This is a genomic window from Thalassobacillus pellis, assembly GCF_016908295.1.
Classification (GTDB): Bacteria; Bacillota; Bacilli; order Bacillales; family Halobacillaceae; genus Thalassobacillus; species Thalassobacillus pellis.
This window is the reverse complement of record NZ_JAFBDO010000004.1, coordinates 62,096-79,473: the sequence shown is the minus strand read 5'-3', so window position 1 is coordinate 79,473 and position 17,378 is coordinate 62,096. Positions and strand designations below refer to the sequence as shown.

Here is a 17,378-nt window from a genome sequence, read left to right as displayed (position 1 = left end):
CATTAGGAAGGTGCGCGGTTAGAAATCCCGGGGCAAATGTTCAAATTTAACGATAGCTCTTACACTAACGGAGCAGTTTAGTGAAAGAAGAAGTTATTATATATATAAAGATAAATGTAATTCTCAGGTAGAATTGAGGAGAAATGGATGTCTCAAGATGGTATTGTATTAGTAGCTAGTGTATCAATCTTTGGCAATGATAAAGTCTTAATTATAAAAGAGAATAAACCCACTGCTGTTGATAAGTGGAACTTTCCAAGTGGACATATAGAGTGTGGCGAGGACATTCTTTATTCAGCTCGGAGGGAAGTTAAAGAGGAAACGGGATTAGATGTAAAACTGATTGGCACGACTGGAGTATATAATTTTCTCAGTAATACGAACAATCAAGTAATTTTATTTCATTTTATTGGTGAGGTTACTGGAGGTATATTAAATCTCGAAGAAAATGAAATTACTGAGAGCAAATGGATAAAAGTTAATGAGCTTTTAGCATTTGAAAACAAGGATTTACGAGAACCGCATGTAATAAAGCAGATAATTGATAACTTATTAGAAGAAAACATATATTCTATTAGTGTATTTAATGAGCAACTCTTTAAATAGTGATCTTTTAGGAGCTGTCTAAGAAGGAAAGGACTTACGAGGAGCAGATCCTTAGAGGAGAAATTCTTATTGGCGCTAACTTAAAGGGTAATGATATGAGAAAGACTGATTTCATAGGAGCAGATCTGAGAGGTGCAAATATCAGAGGGGCTCACTTAAATGACGCATTATTTCTGACTCAGTCTCAAAAAATTCTACTAAAGGAGATGCTCAGACTGAAAGTCCGAAATATATAGATAAGCCAGTTCACTGGTTTAAGTAAGAGATATAGATTATTACTTGAAGTTAGTGTTCCTTTATCGGAGGCGATTGCTCAATTGCATCATTTACATAAGTATCTGTGAATTAGCTTTTATCACTAAGCTCTTTTATTTCTCTTTCAATAAGAAACACTGAAATTTCAAAGGCTTCTATCCGCCTTTTAGCTAGAGTAATTTGAGGTTTATATCTATCAGGATTTTCTTTAGCCTCAAAAGTTTTTATTGTCTCTCTGAGTTTGTGTAGTGTTGAGTCAATTTGGCGTTTTGCTTCAATTAAGTGAGATGCTTTAATATCCATTTAAGCGCCTCTCCTTTTATTGCTTAATAATGAGACAAGTTATGTATTTTTTGCAATTAGGATAGATAAGTGTACAGGTTCTAAAGAGGACTGTCAAAAGCTTTGTTCTAATCATGAGCCCTCGACTTCGAACCTTCAACTATTGAACCTGGCAATTGTTCAATATGGAAGATTGGTTTTTCACTAACAGGGCAGTTTAATTGATTACCATAGAAATTAACTAAAAGTCTATTTTTTTGTGGGGAGAAGTAATGACAAAACCTATTGTAAAGTTGAATGAATATAATCCAGAATGGGAAAACGAATTTGAAAATGGAAGAAAGAAAATTATTAAAGCTATAGGTGATAAAATAGCCGGAATTGAACATATTGGAAGCACTTCAATAAAAGGGCTAAAAGCAAAGCCGATTATTGATATTATGGTAGGCATAGAGGATTTAAGTAACACATCAATCCTTGTTTCTCCTTTAAGTGAAATTGAATTTGAGTATGTCCCAAAACCAGAATTAAAAGATAGGAGATTTTTCAGAAAGGGATTATGGGGTAGAGGTACTTGCCATTTACATATTTGTGAAATACATAGTACAGAATGGGTAGAGAAATTGTTGTTTCGTAATTATCTTAGAAAAAATCCTGAAATGGTTAAAGAATACGCTTTGCTAAAAGAAGAACTAGCTACTAAATATAAGTTTGATAGATCGACCTACACCCAACAAAAAGAACCGTTCATTGTTGATATAATCGAAAAAGCCAAGGAAGTGTGAATGAGTTTTTTATGTAGTGATTTATTAAAAGGTGAGGATAGGAATTCAATGAGTAAATGCTTTTTATTATTGCTATTTTCTTTTACTTTATTAGCAGCTTGTACTCAAGGTGAAGAAGAAGCAGGGGATTATTCAGGGATTATCAGTGATGGAAAGGCTATGGGTTATGAGTACACCATAACAAAAGAACAAAGCACAATTTCCTGGAAGATTGGTTACAAAAGAAATACTACTATAATCAAAGAAAATACAGAGAATGAGAAGGATTTAGAAAAATTTATGATTGCTGTTGGTGATAGTCAATCAGAATTGGTCGAACTAATGATAACGTTATCATACTTTTTTATTGTTGCCCTTACAACTCTTTTCCTTTATAAGAAGAACAGAAATATGCTAAGAGGTAGTGGTGTAATTATTACTGTATTTGTAGGTTTTGCTATATATAATGCTGTTACTACTTCTTTTGATTTAAGTAGTTCATTGCATGACGCTAAATACTATTATTTAATATTAACTAATTAAAGTAACGGAGTTTTAGTAGAACAAGACAATACACTTATAATAAAAGAAACCTTTACGAAAGAAAATACGTAGAAAAAAGGAGGATAAAATTAGAGGAGAGGAAGGTTCTGGTGAACACATTACAACCATTATCTAAGCCTGAGCTACGCGGAATTGCGACGGGAGTTTTATTTATGGCGTTTTTTGGTTATGTGTGGGTTTCTACAGGGATAGGAGGGTTAGGGGGCTACGGAAGTCCCTGGTTATTCATTTTTTCATTAGCTATTGGAATCGTGTTGGTTTCAGGTGGTTGTTTACTAATGATCGCCTCACGTGACTTACCAAATCTGTCGCAGGATTTGGATCAGCCTTAATCCTATGGGGAACTAGCTTGGCCATATGGCTGAGGGGCCGTAGGTTGGTTAGGGCATCTCAAGCCATTTGACGATATACGTATGTGAGTAATCAAATGCGACATCCTCATTCTGAATGACATCCGCCATATCTTCGATTCTCCTAACGGAAAGAGAAAGGTTGTTAGAAGAGTAAAATACAAGGAAGAGACCATTAAGTCAGAAGGGGAAGACGCACTGCTAGGAAGTTCAACTTGAGCGAGACTGCTAAAAGCTTAATGGAAAAAATGGACGGAAACATCATTGCTGAGTTAGAAGATAAATTAACTATGACATGTGAATGGGAATTTTAAAACTGTTAATTCAATAATTCCCATTTCCATAATTTTTGAGCTTGCTTTTTACCACAGCCCATACAATAGATATAAGTAGTAAAGCCAGGGCATTATACGCATATCTCTTTAATTTCAGGGGAGGAAATGGTATGAGTATTCAATTTGAGACGAAAGAAAAGTTTAATGTTCCGAAAGAAGAAGTATTCCAAGGCTTGTTGGATTTGGATTCAGCAATGCACTGGATGCAAGGGCTAGTTCGAATAGAACGGTTGGATGAAGGTCCTATGAAAGTTGGCAGTGGATGGATAGAAACAAGGAAAATGATGGGACAAGAAGCAAGGGAAGTATTTGAAGTAACAGGTCTGGAGCCTAATAAAATTCAACTTTATGTAGACGGTTCAAAAGGGACAAGCGGCAAAGGGGAACATTTTTATACCTATACCATTAAAGAATTAGCAAATGCTACAGAGGTTACTTTAAACGGTGAAATTAAAGGAATGTCTGGAATTGCAAAGCTGGTTGGTAAACTAATGAAAGGCACATTCCGAAAAATTTGTGCCAAGGATTTGGATGGATTAAAGCATTATTTGGAGAAATAGAATTTCCGTGCCTATGCTGATTCGAATAATCGTGTTTCACAAAGATGATACCCGGAATTCATAAAAACTTACAATTAATAACGGGTTTAATTCCTTCCCTTAACTATGCTGTAAGCAGTAGTTTTATTATGAGGAAACTAATGGTTTGGTTATTCATGAGGGGAGGCTATTCAAGTGTAGTAATTAATTTTTAGCCAAGATGTCGTTCAACATTACCGCTTGTTAAGTACAAGTGGAGAGCGTCAGGTGAATTTTACTCTTTAATATGATTATCTATAAACACAAAAGACCTTTAACATACAACAATTTATGCATCGGTTGTATGTTGAAGGTCTTTTTGTATGCGAAAAAAATTCTGCAATGCCATTTATACCAAGCTTGCTGCCAACGTAGTGACGAAAAACTGATGAATTCACGGAAGGAGGAGTGATACATTTAGTTTTTCACATGGAACTTTAAAAAGGCCTGACCCCATAAGTATTTAAGGACAATTTTGATTTTCTCCTTATTTTACCAGTAACCAGTATATTACATTTATGTTACAATTACATTACAAAATAGTCTAAGATAAAAATTGGACAATATATATCAACATAGGGGAGAAGGGGGAAATGAAGGTGGGCTTTTTGCTAAGGAAAGTTGCACTAATAATGGGAGTTTTAGGATTGGGTTTAATCCTGACAGCTATAACCGCAGAGGCTGCGCAAAGTGAAGTGATTATTATTAATAAAAGTAACAACCAGCTGGCATTCTATGAAAATGGTACTCTCCAAAAAGTATTTCCAGTAGCTACTGGAAGAACAAAGAGGTTAACTCCGGAAGGGAAATTTTCGCTCGTTAATAAAGTGAAGAACAGGCCGTGGTATACGGGAAATATTCCAGGGGGAGATCCTCGTAATCCGCTGGGCGCAAGATGGCTGGGAATAAAAGTCCCTGGGGATTGGGGTCATACCTCTGGAAATGTTTATGGAGTGCATGGAACTAACAATCCGTCATCGATTGGTACCTTTGCCTCTAGTGGTTGTATTCGAATGTACAACAAAGATGTCATCTGGCTGTATGATCGGGCAAATAAGAATATTCCAGTTTATATAACAAGCTCCCCTTCGTCTTTCGCCGCGTTAGCGCAGAAATATGGAGTAGGGAAAGTTCAGAAAGTAGTCGCAGGACATGAAATCTTTGATATCAACTTGTATTATGGCAGTAAAGGCGAAGCAGTGAAAATTCTCCAAAGAAAACTTCACATTACAGCGGATGGTATGTTTGGACCAAAAACGTTAAGCGCTGTGAAGAAATTTCAAAAATCAAAAGGACTCGCGGTTGATGGCATTGTAGGTCCTAAAACAAGGGCAGCATTATTCAGCAAGTAATCAATAAGTATAAAAACAGTTACAGCCTCGGGAATCCCCTCAAGGCTGTTTTTTTATAGGCTTATTATTTGTGATGGCTTTAACTATTCCATCTTTTTTTGACATATAGGTATTTAGATTAAGTTGCTATGTTGATATTAAGTCTTAGCAAATGGGGAATCTCTGAAACCTATGATGATCACCTTTCCTAAGGTGATACTATTTGTCTCTTACTTATATTGGTATAATTAAATATGATTGACAAAATAGTTTCAGAGGAGCTGTTTAATGATGTCGACAATTAGTTTGAACCCTTATTTGATTTTTGACGGGAACACAAGAGAGGCGGTCAATTTTTACGAGAAAACACTGGACGGAAAAGTGATGGGTTTCCTGACATTTGGCGATATGCCGGCTGATCCAAATCATCCGATGACGGATGATATGAAGGATCGAGTTATGCACGCTCACTTAAAAGTCGGCGATGCTGATCTAATGTTTTCAGATACTTACGAAGGCATGCCTTATCAGCCAGGCGATACGATTCAGATTGCCATCCATCCTAAAGAACAGGGAAAAGCGAGAGAAATCTTCGCTGCTCTGGAAAATGGTGGTCAAGTTGTCATGCCTCTTCAAAAGACGGATTGGAGCCCCTTGTACGGGATAGTGAAGGACAAATTCGGTGTTACTTTCCAAATAAATGTCCCGGAGGAGCAGTTGTAGTAATAGCTCCTAACCTTCCACCAACGCTGTTTAAATGAGTCATACTGTTTGCGAATGTACAGGAGGTTTAATCAGATGTAATGGAAAATTGGTATCTGTCAAGGTGATTCTTCAATAGAAATTATTTAGGAGGATATTACATGAAACTAGGCGCATTTTCTGTAAGTTTAAGTGTGAAAGACATTACTAAATCCAAAGAGTTTTATGAAAAGCTAGGATTTCAATCCCTTGGAGGAGATATTACTCAAAATTGGCTCATTATGAAAAACGAAAGCTGTGTAATTGGGCTTTTTCAAGGAATGTTCGAGAAGAACATTCTGACCTTCAATCCTGGATGGGATCAAAATGCGCAAAATATCGATTCGTTTACAGATGTTCGGGAACTCCAAAAGCAGCTAAAGGAAAATGGTATTAAATTACTGTCTGAAGCAGATGAAACGAGCGAAGGTCCGGAAAGTCTAACGATTGAAGATCCTGATGGCAATCCTATTCTAATTGATCAACATAGATAATTGTTTTTTTAATTTGTTGATGAAATAATAGGACTTTCATACACATGGAAGTCCTATTCTGAATTATAGTCTTATTAAACGAACGCATTCGCTTGTTGAACAAAAAAGATTATGACTACATCAAAAGTAAGTCTTCATGATAAGAGAGTAACTAATCAGCAGTAAATGTTCATTTACGTGCTGGTTTATTTTTTATTGTGTGAAAGGAAGGCACCTTATGGTTTCTTTTAAAAAAGGAGATGGTAATTCACCGCCTTTTTACGGATGGACGATTGTTTTAGTTGCAGGTTTAAGCTTGTTTTTTCTGGCCCAGGGCAAACATATTCGGTTTCCATTTTTATAGATTACTATATAGCTGAGTTTGGCTATTCCAGATCTTTAGTATCCGGCATTTATTCTGGTGCTACATTGTGTGCCGGTTTAACCTTGTTTTTGGTGGGAAGACTGGTGGATCGATTCGGCCAAAGGTACATGATGAGTGCGGCAGGGTTGTTACTGGCAGCTGCCTGCTTTTGGAATGCAAACCTTACAGGAATTATCATGATGTTTATAGGTTTTTTTATGTTGCGTTTGTTTGGGCAAGGGTCATTAACTTTGATTCCTAACACATTAGTTCCGCAGTGGTTTATTGGTAAAAGAGGGAGGGCCTTATCGGTGATGGCAATCGGTGGGTTTGCCAGTTCCGCTTTGCTGCCACCGCTTAATACATGGTTAATAGATTCTGTTGGCTGGAGAAACACCTGGGTTATTTGGGGTGTCGGCTTGCTGATCCTATTTCTTCCCCTTGCCTTTTTTCTGGTACGAAATAAGCCAGAGGACATAGGTGAAATTCCTGATGGTAAATCCAGGAAAAGAAACAGTGCGACTGTTAATCTGGATGTGGATGTGAACGAAGTTTGCTGGACATTAAAAGAAGCAACCAGGACAAAGGCATTCTGGATGATTTTATTTTGTGTAAGTGTTCCGGCTTTAGTAAATACGGGCATCACTTTTCATCTTGTGTCGATTGTCCAGGGGAAAGGATTGTCACCTTCTGTGGCAGCATTGGTTTTATCACTGATGGCCATCGTCGGATTCCCGATTACTTTTTTTGTCGGTTATTTGGTAGATAAAATCCAGGTTCATTATGTTTTGGCCATGACATTTACTGGCCATATCCTTACGTTATTTCTCCTGTTATTTACAAATTCTTGGGCAGGGGCGATCATTTTTGGAGTTGTTTGGGGCCTCATAAGCGGATTTGAGAGAATTGTATTAAGCATTGTTTGGCCAAATTATTTTGGGCGTACATATTTAGGAAGTATAAAAGGGGTGGCTCAAACAGTCATGGTGCTGGGGTCAGCATTTGGCCCCTTACCATTCGGTTTGTTTTATGACTACTTTGGTGGCTATCAGGAGATTTTATGGGTGATGATGATGTTGCCATTGACAGCAGTTGTGTTATCTCTGCTATCTCCAAAACCACAGTATAATGATAAGGCTGATTAATGGAATAGCTGTGTAAATTAGTTTCAGATGAAAGAGTACGTTATTCCAACAATCGGGAGCAATTGCCAAAATACAGGCAGTCGCTTCCGATTTTTTTATAGCGCAAATGGGCTATGGAGAGAAAAGTTTCCCTCGCTCGATATTATGGAGACCTATCTTCAAATCTATGAGTTCATTTTTGCAAAATCTCCACTTACAAAGTCTACACACTGAAACCCCTTACAAAACCGATGAAACGGCGTTATACTATATTCTAAGATGATCATCAACGTTGCAACCGTATAATTCTGCAAAATTTACCAGATGACAAACCAGAGTAAGGGGGATCCCCATGGTATTGGATAAAAGACGTGCACGCTTATTATCCATCATTCGGCAATCCGCTGATCCCATCCCGACGAAAGATTTGGTAGCCAAGATGAAAATATCACAGCGCACGATCTATTATGATCTCGATCAAATCAACAGTTGGTTAGTAGATCAGAATTTAGAGCCTATTGAAAGCAAGCATGGTAAAGGGCTTTATTTACCCGATACCTCAAAGTCCAAGTTAATCCTTCATAAAGAGGAAGGGTTTGAGGATTGGCATTACCAATTATCTAAGCAAGAACGGGAAGTGCTCATTAAAGCCAAAATATTATTAGAAGAACAGGATGCCTCGATGCAAAGCTTCATGGATCTTACAAGCATGAGCCGTGGTACGGTAGCTAAGGTCATTAAAGCTATTAAAAACGATTTCAGGCAAACAGGGCTGGATCTGTTTTATCAAAAAGGATCTGGATACCGAATAAGCGGTTCAGAAGAAGCGAAAAGGAAGGTGCTCTCAGACATCCTGGCCATTATCTTCGCTCATCCAGAGTGGCATAACGTCCGGAATGAAGTTTATCAAATGATCCAGCCGGGGGCAGGGTCGTCGTACCAGGAGATGGATCAACGGTCTATTGTAAGGAATCTTCTTTATGAAGCTGAACAAAAATTAGGACTGACGTTGACGGACGAGATGGTCGAAATCCTTTCCTTACAGATTCTGATGATTATAAAGCGGGTTCAATTAAGGGAGTATATCGTTGTTCAGTCTGAAGAAAAGCAGGTGCTTCAGCAGACAGAGGCTTATCAGGCTATCTTGATCATTACGAATAAACTAAGGGATTTGTGGAAGGTTTCTTTTCCAGATGACGAGATTTGTTTTCTTACTATGAATCTACTAGGTTCCAAAGTACAACACGATGACTTCAGCCATTATACAGAACGTGAACTTTCTGGATTGCGTGAGGTCGTTCAACGGATGATCTCCGACTTTCAATTGTATTCTTGTGTAATGTTTGATGACAAGAAAGGGCTTGAAGAAAACCTTATATCTCACATTAAACCTACGTATTACCGATTGAAATATGGTGTAAAAATCGCTAATGATTTAGCTGCAAGTATTCAAAAAAATTACCCGGACATTTTCCATTTAACGAAACGTGTGATGAAGCACTTAGAACTTTATGCTGGAGAGATAATCCCCGATGAAGAGGTTGCATATATTACCCTGCATTTCGGGGGGTGGCTTACGAAAGAGAAGAAACAGGTAGAAACGAAGTTCAGAGCGATCATTGTTTGCGAGAATGGGATTGGAACTTCCAATATGTTACGTACCCAGCTGGAAAACCTGATCGCGGGCCTGAATGTTACGAAAACCTTGTCCATCAGGCAATACCAATCAAGGGATTTAAATGCAGATGTTGTTTTTTCTACCAATTATATTAAAGAAAGAGATATCCCTGTTATTCATGTTCCAGCAATCTTGACCAATCTGGAAAAGGAACAGATTATTCGACGGATGAATGAACTTTTTCATTCGAAGCAACAGCATAAGGATTCATCGGACCTATTGATGGAAGTGATCGAGAAATATGCAACGATCCATCAAAAAGACGAACTGAAAAGTGAAATAGTTCAGCTTTTAGAAAAAAATACCCCGGTGTCAAAGGAGCTACAAAAGCCTATGCTCAACGAATTATTGACGGAACAAACAATACAATTCAAAGATCATGTATCGAACTGGGAGGAGGCTGTCGAAACGGCTGCTCAGCCTCTAGTAGAACAGCAATCTATCCGCCCGCAGTATATAGAGGCAATGATTGATAACGTTAAAGAACTGGGTCCCTACATCGTTATAGCCCCAAGAATTGCAATTCCCCATGCGCGTCCAGAAGCTGGGGTTGAAAAATTGGGAATGAGTTTCTTGCGATTAAAACAGCCTGTTTACTTTTCTGACAAGGAAAAACATCGTGCCCAGTTGATCATTGTTCTGGCGGCAATTGATAATCAAACACACTTAAAAGCACTAGCGCAGCTGACAGAGATGTTATCAATGGAAGAAAATGTAGAGCGTTTAATTTCAGCGAATGATCCTGAGAGTGTCATTGAATTAATTAACAAAACAGTAGAAGTTTAAATATTTGAGGAGGAATCTGAAATGAAAAAAGTACTAGTGGTTTGTGGAAATGGTTTAGGGAGCAGCATGATTGTTGAAATGAACGTGAAAGCCGCATTAAATGAGATGGGGAAAGAAGCAGAAGTCTCCCACACTGACTTGGCTACAGCAAAGACAGAGCAAGCGGACATCTTCTTAGGTTCAGAGGACATTGTAGACAGTCTGGAAGATGGAAATAAAAATGTCGTGAAACTGAAAAACCTGATGGATAAAAATGAGCTCCGTGAAGCATTAGAAAAACACATGTAATTCAACTACAAAACAAAGGAGCATTACACATGATTAACTTAATAATGAAGGATATCTTAGGAACCCCTGCCATACTTGTCGGTTTGTTTGCATTAATCGGACTCATCGTGCAACGTAAACATTCAGGGGATATCGTTTCAGGAACACTGAAAACAGTGATGGGCTTCGTGATTCTAGGGGCAGGGGCGAATGTACTCGTCCAGTCCCTAGGTCAATTCAGCAGCATGTTCAATGAAGCCTTTGCGGTAGACGGGGTAATTCCGAATAACGAAGCCATCGTTGCCCTCGCACAGGAAAGCTTCGGTACAGAGACGGCAATGATCATGCTGTTCGGCATGGTCGTCAATATCCTCCTCGCCCGCTTCAGTCCCTTTAAATATATCTTTTTGACTGGCCACCATACGATGTTCATGGCCTGTTTAATCGCTGTCATTTTAGTCACAGGTGGATTTTCCGGAGCTTCCATGATCATCCTGGGATCAGTCATTCTTGGTTCCCTGATGGTGCTATCCCCAGCTATGCTGCAGCCTTTCACCCGAAGAGTCACTGGTTCTGACGACTTTGCCATCGGCCACTTCGGCTCCTTCGGTTATCTGGTTTCCGCTTTGGTAGGAAAAGCTGTCGGAAAAGGTTCTAAGTCAACCGAAGATATAAAAGTACCAAAATCCTTAAGTTTTCTTCGCGACACTTCTGTTTCTGTATCCTTAACGATGGCAATTCTCTTCTTTGTTGTGGCTGGTGCTGCTGGCCCTGCATTTGTGGAAGGTGAACTAAGCGGCGGACAAAACTTTCTCGTCTTCGCCTTTATGCAAGGAATTACATTTGCTGCCGGTGTGTATATTATTTTAGCAGGTGTACGCATGCTGCTTGGTGAAATTGTTCCTGCCTTTAAAGGAATAGCTGACAAGATTGTGCCAAATGCAAAACCAGCACTGGACTGCCCTGCTATTTTCCCTTTCGCAGGTAACGCTGTTATCATCGGATTCTTCTTCAGCTTTATCGCCGGCCTGGTCAGCATGCTATTCCTTCCTTTATTAGGACTGAAAGTAATTGTGCCAGGATTGGTCCCTCACTTTTTTACAGGTGCTGCTGCCGGAGTATTTGGGAATGCAACTGGAGGAAGGAAAGGTGCTATCATCGGTTCTATGGCGAACGGGGTCATTATCAGCTTCTTACCAGCCCTGTTGCTGCCTGTACTTGGCTCACTCGGATTCCAAGGGACAACTTTCGGAGACGCCGACTTTGGAGTGGTTGGAATTGTCCTCGGTAACCTGATCCGAATCATAGAGTCGAATGGCGTTGTATTCGCGGCTGTTTTAATCATCTTAGGTATTCTTTTTTTCCTTGGATTCAGATCAAAAGAAAGTGTGGAAAAGAAAAGTACAGATGTGGCTTAAGTTATTTTAAAAAATCCTTTCCTGTCCTCAGAAAGGGATTTTTTAATAGTGAATAAATTAATGCTAAATTTTCCTAGTAAAGGGTGCGTGTGGTAACACAGAGTATTACCCTTTTACTGAAAAAACATTGAGATAACAGACAGGGTCTGAAATAATTGATAGGTAAAGACCTTGATGACTTCCATCATTATGAAAGTTTACATAGAAACTCATCAATGTAATAGGGGAAAAATAATATGTTCCTACAACAAAAACAGTCTTCCGCTAAGCGAGCCATTTCATTGGATTTAGCCAGGGGCTTTATGCTTTTGCTAATCGTACTCGCTCATGCACCATTATATTTATACAACTCTGATCCTGGGGTTATGAGCCGCCCGGAAAGTGTTACTTTCCTGGACCATCTTTTAAACGCTTTAGGTGAATTACTCATAGACAATCGTGCTCGGCCGATGTTTGCCGTGTTATTTGGTTACGGAATGTTTATGATTTTTGAAAAACAAGTTTCAAGAGGAAATTCTGAAAAAGAAGCCATAAAAACAGTCACACGACGGTCTCTTTACTTGATTTTATTCGGGTTTATACTGGCCGTTTTCATCGGTGGCCAGGATATACTCATGGCTTATGGCATAGCTGGTATTCTTGTAGGCAGGTTGCTGCGGCGTAATAACCGTTTATTAATAAAAGTAACCCTCATAATAACTGTGGTTATCACGTTTTATCTTCCATTTATATGGGGGTCATTTCTAACGGAAATCGGAAGTTATGGATTTGGTTCCGATTTTTCTGCAAATGATAGTTATATCCAATTATTATTGGATGGACTATTTTACTTTCCTGTTATTCCTGTCTTCATTCACTTTCTTTTTCCGGTTCTTCCTTCTGTACTTATTGGAATCTGGGCGGGGAGAAAACGTCTATTAACAGAATCAAAGATTAACCATAGGAACTTAAAATTAATCGCTGCGATTGGAATTGCCATTTCCATCTCCGGGGCTGTTCCCTTAGTGATGATTAACAATGTTTGGGAACCTGGTTTTTTTGTTGCTGGAATCGCTTACAGCGTTCAGATTATAACTGGGATAGCCGGTGGATTAGGATATGCAGCCTTATTTGGATTTCTAAGTAATATTATTAAAACCCCTGGTACGGTAACAACTTCATTGACTGCTTTAGGAAAACGGTCGCTCACATTTTTTATTCTGAATGAAACCCTGCTAGTCATTCTGTTGTCGCCAGCAGCATTAGGTTTAGGGGGCACATTAAGCAACACGGGAGTCATTATAATTGCACTTTTTGTGTGGATATTATCCGTAGTAATGGCATCCATTTTAGAAAAATTCCACATAAATGGGCCGCTGGAAAGCTTTATGCGCCATCTAGTTTATAGAAAATAATCATAAAAAATGTTCTTCCTAAAATATCATGGAGGTGTAAAAATGAAGGTCAAGCGAATTGTAGCCAATATTGAGACACAGAGTATTAAGGAAGCGAAGCACTTCTACGGGGAAATACTTGGACTGGATCAAATGATGGATCTTGGATTTATAGCAACCTATGGATCACATGAGAACATGGCTACTCAAATCAACTTTCTTTCAGAAGGAGGTTCCGGCACACCGGTACCTGATTTATCCATTGAAGTTGATGATCTCGACGTTGCGCTCGCTCGCATAAAAGAAGCTGGCATCCCAATTGAGTATGGACCAACTGAGGAACCGTGGGGAGTTAGGCGTTTTTTCGTTAAGGATCCGTTTGGGAAACTCGTCAATATTTTAATACATCTCTAAATGAAATACATGAGAGGTGCTTAGCTTTTTAGCCTAAAAAAAAGAGACGTGCGTCTTCAATAATTCTAAAAAATTAATTACCTTAGACTTATTAAAATAAGCTTTATAATTTACCCCTTAAAATGATAATTCGATGCAGAAAGAAGCCCTTGCCAGACAAGGGCTGTTTTTTATGTTGCTAAATGATGTCATTTCCATTAAAAAAATTACGGATTTTTTACAAAAATATGTTTAATTACCATTATTACCCGGAACACAATTAATGTAACTATTATAAGGAGGTTTTATTTTGTTGAAGAAATTTTCTGTAGTAGTCGTAATGTTTTTGGCAGCGCTTACAGGATTACCTAATCCTGTTTTTGCAGACAATCACGGGGAACCACCTGTCAAAGAGTTGGAGCAGCAGTTCCATGACTTGATTTATTTAGAGACTACAGAAGATGGCAAAGTGAAAAAGTATGATTCCATGGCAAGGTTAGAAGAAGAGTTGAAAAGTATTATGGTTTGGCCGCTGGCAGACCATTATTTAGAGACCTACTTCGAAGAACGGGACGGGGAATTATACATGAAAGAAATGGACGGTCCTGTTCAGTTGAAGACGGACCAAGATTATACTTTGGAAAAGGTCAGCGCTGATAAATACAAACTGACTCAACATGGTGAAAATCAACTGCGAGGCGAATACACATTGACAATCACATACAGCTACGAAGCTGGTAAATGGGTATTCGGTGATCGTATGAACCAAGTAGCTTCTTCAGAAACCGGAGGGAAGTTACCTGATACGGCAACATCTCTGCCGACTATAATGCTTTCTGGTGGTGCTGTTATGGCATTAGGTGCCCTGCTTCTTATCTTACGCAGAAAACCTACTGTTTAAGTAAGGATGTATGGATATGAAGAAACTCGGTATTTTGCTATTGTTCACAGGAATAATGATGATAGCCTGGAGCGGGTATTCCTGGTGGGAACAGACCCAGGCAGTCACCAGTAACGCTAAGGAACTTCACCAGCAGTACGAAAATTGGGATGACACCGCATACCAGCAACAGGTAAAATCCATTACTGACGATCAAAAGTCCCTTACCAAGTCTTATCAGCACGGAGAAGAAGTCGGGAAATTGGAGATTCCTCGTATAGGCAACCAATATGATATTTACTGGGGCACAGGTGCTGATACCCTTAAAAAAGGGGTTGGCATGTATGACAGTAAATGGACGGTCAAACCAGATATCCCTGGTCATGTTGTTCTCTCTGGTCATCGCGAGACGGTGTTCAGACAACTAAATGAAGTGAAAAAGGGGGACCATCTTTATGTAAGTTATGAAGGGAAGACGTACGATTATCAGATTCGTAAAACGTGGATAACAGATGCAGAAGATCGGTCTGTTATCGTTGATAAAAACAAGCCGACACTTACATTAACTACTTGTTATCCCTTCGATTTTGTCGGCTCTGCACCTGAACGTTATATTGTCCAGGCAGAATTAGTCTCTGTGGACAAAAATGGCTAAAGGCACTGCAACAGCAGTACCTCAGGCTGTCGAGAAACTCTCGACAGCCTGATTTTTTTTAAAAAAACATTGGTGGCTCTTCTCAAAATCACATTGACAAGGAGCTTTCAAGGAGGAGATGTATTTAAGCTTGTATTGAAATGGAGTTTACCATACAAGAGAGCTTAATCATTCCATACATACCTACATTATAGGTATACTATAAATGATCACCATAAGAGCAACTCTTCAATAATAATAAGAATTGCTCATTTCTTTTTATATGTTACATTTTGGACTGGGGGATGCATATGCAGAATAACGTTTTTGAACAGATGGCAAAAAAATATGATACACCAGAAAGAATCGAATTGGCTAATGTAATAGTTATAGAATTAAGACAAAAATTGCATAATAGTAAATCTGAATGTTTTCTAGACTATGGGAGTGGTACGGGTTTAGTTAGTTTAGGTGTGACAGATCTAGTGGAGTCTGTTTTATTAGTCGATTCTTCAAAACAGATGTTAGATGTTGCACAGGCTAAAATTTCCCGCCAGAAGATTTCTAACGCAAACGTGCTTTGTTCGGATTTTACTAATGAAACTCCTGAACTCAAAACAGATATCATTTTCATGTCACTCGTTCTTTTGCATATTCCTGATACGAAAGAAATCTTACAAGTATTGTTCGATATATTGAATGAGGGTGGCAAACTTATTATTGTGGACTTTGATAAAAACGATGATATTAATCACCCAAAAGTCCATAATGTTTTTTTACATGAAGACCTGAAAAAAATATTAGCTGAAGTTGGGTTTGAATCTATTGAAATTCAGACATTTTATCATGGTAATAATATATTTATGAATCAGGATGCCTCCATGTTTATTGCTAATAGTGTGAAGTAAACATCTGTCACCTCTAACGTTTGTTCCCGGTCTTAAGACAACTAATTCGGAGTTTAAGGGGAACTTTTGGAAGGGCATTGCTTTACAAATTTTTTCATAATACTGCTGATTTTAAAATAATGGCAAAAAGGCCAAAAATAGCTGCAGAAGTATGGATAAAAAGGACACTAAATGTTTTCGAGTTAGCCGCGTATGTTGATAAGGGCCGTATATTTATGGTTTTATATCCATAAATCCATGTTAATAAAAAAAGAAGACCGTAGATGTATCAACATCTACGGTCGGTAATAGAAAGGTTCCCTGTAAGGGGGATCGACAAATGGGTAAAACATCGATGAATAATGACTTATTTCATCTTGACAAGTAAAGCTATTATGTATTACTATGTACCAGTAATAAGTATTACTTAATACCAGTAATACAATGTACCAGTAATTCAAGTACCGAAAAAAATACAGTTAAATACAAATGGAGGTAAACATGGGAAATTTCAGAGAAATGATGAAAGGGGTGCTTGAGGGCTGCGTGCTTGAGATCATCAGCCGTGGCGAAACGTACGGCTATGAAATCACTCAACAGCTACGAGAACTTGGCTTCACAGATGTGGTTGAAGGCACAGTTTATACGATTACCATGCGTCTTGAGAAAAACAATCTGGTCAATATCGAGAAAAAGCCATCCACTATGGGACCGCCGAGAAAATTTTACACCCTTAATGAAGCAGGGGAAGAGCATCTTAAAATCTTTTGGCATAAATGGGACTTTGTCTCAAGCAAAATTAACGAATTAAAAAAATATTAGAATAAGGAGAATATAATATGCGTATTTTTGAAAAAATTATCGGAAGCCTGGATGACAAGCGGGAATGGAGGGCAATGGAGGCAAGAGCAAAGACACTACCAAGTGAGTATCATAACGCGTACAAAGCGATTCAAAAGTATATGTGGACGACTGGTGGTCCCACTGACTGGAAGGACACCAGCCGTATCTTTGGCGGCATTCTCGATCTTTTCGAGGAAGGTGCAGCGGAAGGAAAGAAAGTGACTGACCTAACGGGTGAGGACGTGGCCGACTTTTGCGATGAGCTATTGAAGGATGAGAAAACTTGGAGCGACAAGTATCGTAAGAAATTGAACGATTCGATTGGTCGTGACTAACTGGCAAAATACCAGGGAATTGAGTATCTGAGGATATGAGAGAGATTGGATTATGAAGCGCGTTGGGAAAAAGTGAAAAGAAGCAGCGACTGAATAGCTGGTTATGATTACTGATGG

21 protein-coding genes are annotated in these 17,378 nt (G+C 38.7%); 20 read left to right on the top strand and 1 reads right to left on the bottom strand.

Going from position 1 to position 17,378, the window contains the following annotated elements; translation table 11 throughout:
- The first annotated feature begins 147 nt into the window (after positions 1–147).
- Entirely contained in the window at positions 148–606 is a 459-nt protein-coding gene (locus JOC33_RS13995) for an NUDIX hydrolase (RefSeq protein WP_205093175.1), read from the top strand.
- 14 nt (positions 607–620) lie between these two features.
- On the top strand, positions 621–842 hold the full coding sequence (locus tag JOC33_RS20730; RefSeq protein ID WP_420825719.1) for a pentapeptide repeat-containing protein: 222 nt from the start codon (positions 621–623) through the stop codon (positions 840–842).
- Between the two features lie 109 nt (positions 843–951).
- On the opposite strand, the gene JOC33_RS13985 is transcribed toward JOC33_RS20730, so the two are convergent.
- Positions 952–1,164, bottom strand: coding sequence for a hypothetical protein (locus JOC33_RS13985; RefSeq protein ID WP_205093173.1), 213 nt, complete (start codon positions 1,162–1,164; stop codon positions 952–954).
- Between the two features lie 251 nt (positions 1,165–1,415).
- Between JOC33_RS13985 and JOC33_RS13980 the strand changes: the two genes are divergently transcribed.
- The 18 genes from JOC33_RS13980 (at position 1,416) to JOC33_RS13895 (ending at position 17,261) form a co-directional block, all read left to right on the top strand.
- The gene (locus tag JOC33_RS13980) at positions 1,416–1,928 is read left to right on the top strand and encodes a GrpB family protein (RefSeq protein WP_205093172.1); all 513 of its coding nucleotides are present in this window, start codon (positions 1,416–1,418) and stop codon (positions 1,926–1,928) included.
- Complete coding sequence (locus JOC33_RS13975) at positions 1,929–2,450, top strand: hypothetical protein (protein ID WP_205093171.1); 522 nt, start codon at positions 1,929–1,931, stop codon at positions 2,448–2,450.
- 110 nt (positions 2,451–2,560) lie between these two features.
- Positions 2,561–2,803 carry a hypothetical protein gene (locus JOC33_RS13970; RefSeq protein WP_205093170.1) on the top strand — a complete coding sequence of 81 codons (243 nt, stop codon included), beginning with the start codon at positions 2,561–2,563 and terminating at the stop codon, positions 2,801–2,803.
- 463 nt (positions 2,804–3,266) lie between these two features.
- Complete coding sequence (locus JOC33_RS13965; RefSeq protein ID WP_205093169.1) at positions 3,267–3,716, top strand: SRPBCC family protein; 450 nt, start codon at positions 3,267–3,269, stop codon at positions 3,714–3,716.
- Positions 3,717–4,381: 665 nt separating this feature from the next.
- Positions 4,382–5,086, top strand: coding sequence for a L,D-transpeptidase family protein (locus JOC33_RS20385; protein ID WP_275576999.1), 705 nt, complete (start codon positions 4,382–4,384; stop codon positions 5,084–5,086).
- A 270-nt stretch (positions 5,087–5,356) separates the two neighbouring features.
- Positions 5,357–5,788, top strand: a complete 432-nt coding sequence (locus tag JOC33_RS13955; RefSeq protein WP_205093353.1) for a VOC family protein — start codon at positions 5,357–5,359, stop codon at positions 5,786–5,788.
- 140 nt (positions 5,789–5,928) lie between these two features.
- Positions 5,929–6,300 (top strand): VOC family protein, encoded by a 372-nt coding sequence (locus JOC33_RS13950; RefSeq protein WP_205093168.1) that lies wholly within the window; start codon positions 5,929–5,931, stop codon positions 6,298–6,300.
- Positions 6,301–6,564: 264 nt separating this feature from the next.
- Complete coding sequence (locus JOC33_RS13945) at positions 6,565–7,788, top strand: MFS transporter (protein WP_338054528.1); 1,224 nt, start codon at positions 6,565–6,567, stop codon at positions 7,786–7,788.
- A gap of 331 nt (positions 7,789–8,119) precedes the next feature.
- On the top strand, positions 8,120–10,231 hold the full coding sequence (locus JOC33_RS13940) for a BglG family transcription antiterminator (RefSeq protein ID WP_205093167.1): 2,112 nt from the start codon (positions 8,120–8,122) through the stop codon (positions 10,229–10,231).
- Between the two features lie 21 nt (positions 10,232–10,252).
- Entirely contained in the window at positions 10,253–10,519 is a 267-nt protein-coding gene (locus tag JOC33_RS13935) for a PTS sugar transporter subunit IIB (protein ID WP_205093166.1), read from the top strand.
- Positions 10,520–10,548: 29 nt separating this feature from the next.
- Positions 10,549–11,916, top strand: coding sequence for a PTS ascorbate transporter subunit IIC (locus JOC33_RS13930; RefSeq protein WP_205093165.1), 1,368 nt, complete (start codon positions 10,549–10,551; stop codon positions 11,914–11,916).
- A 236-nt stretch (positions 11,917–12,152) separates the two neighbouring features.
- A complete protein-coding gene (locus JOC33_RS13925) occupies positions 12,153–13,310 on the top strand; it encodes a DUF418 domain-containing protein (RefSeq protein ID WP_205093164.1) in 1,158 nt (385 codons plus the stop codon).
- Between the two features lie 42 nt (positions 13,311–13,352).
- On the top strand, positions 13,353–13,703 hold the full coding sequence (locus JOC33_RS13920; protein WP_205093163.1) for a VOC family protein: 351 nt from the start codon (positions 13,353–13,355) through the stop codon (positions 13,701–13,703).
- 289 nt (positions 13,704–13,992) lie between these two features.
- On the top strand, positions 13,993–14,583 hold the full coding sequence (locus JOC33_RS13915; protein ID WP_205093162.1) for an LPXTG cell wall anchor domain-containing protein: 591 nt from the start codon (positions 13,993–13,995) through the stop codon (positions 14,581–14,583).
- Positions 14,584–14,599: 16 nt separating this feature from the next.
- Positions 14,600–15,217, top strand: a complete 618-nt coding sequence (locus tag JOC33_RS13910; protein ID WP_205093161.1) for a class D sortase — start codon at positions 14,600–14,602, stop codon at positions 15,215–15,217.
- 290 nt (positions 15,218–15,507) lie between these two features.
- Positions 15,508–16,104, top strand: coding sequence for a class I SAM-dependent methyltransferase (locus JOC33_RS13905; protein ID WP_205093160.1), 597 nt, complete (start codon positions 15,508–15,510; stop codon positions 16,102–16,104).
- Between the two features lie 480 nt (positions 16,105–16,584).
- Positions 16,585–16,905 (top strand): PadR family transcriptional regulator, encoded by a 321-nt coding sequence (locus tag JOC33_RS13900; RefSeq protein ID WP_205093159.1) that lies wholly within the window; start codon positions 16,585–16,587, stop codon positions 16,903–16,905.
- A gap of 17 nt (positions 16,906–16,922) precedes the next feature.
- Positions 16,923–17,261, top strand: coding sequence for a DUF1048 domain-containing protein (locus JOC33_RS13895; RefSeq protein ID WP_205093158.1), 339 nt, complete (start codon positions 16,923–16,925; stop codon positions 17,259–17,261).
- Positions 17,262–17,378 lie beyond the last annotated feature (117 nt).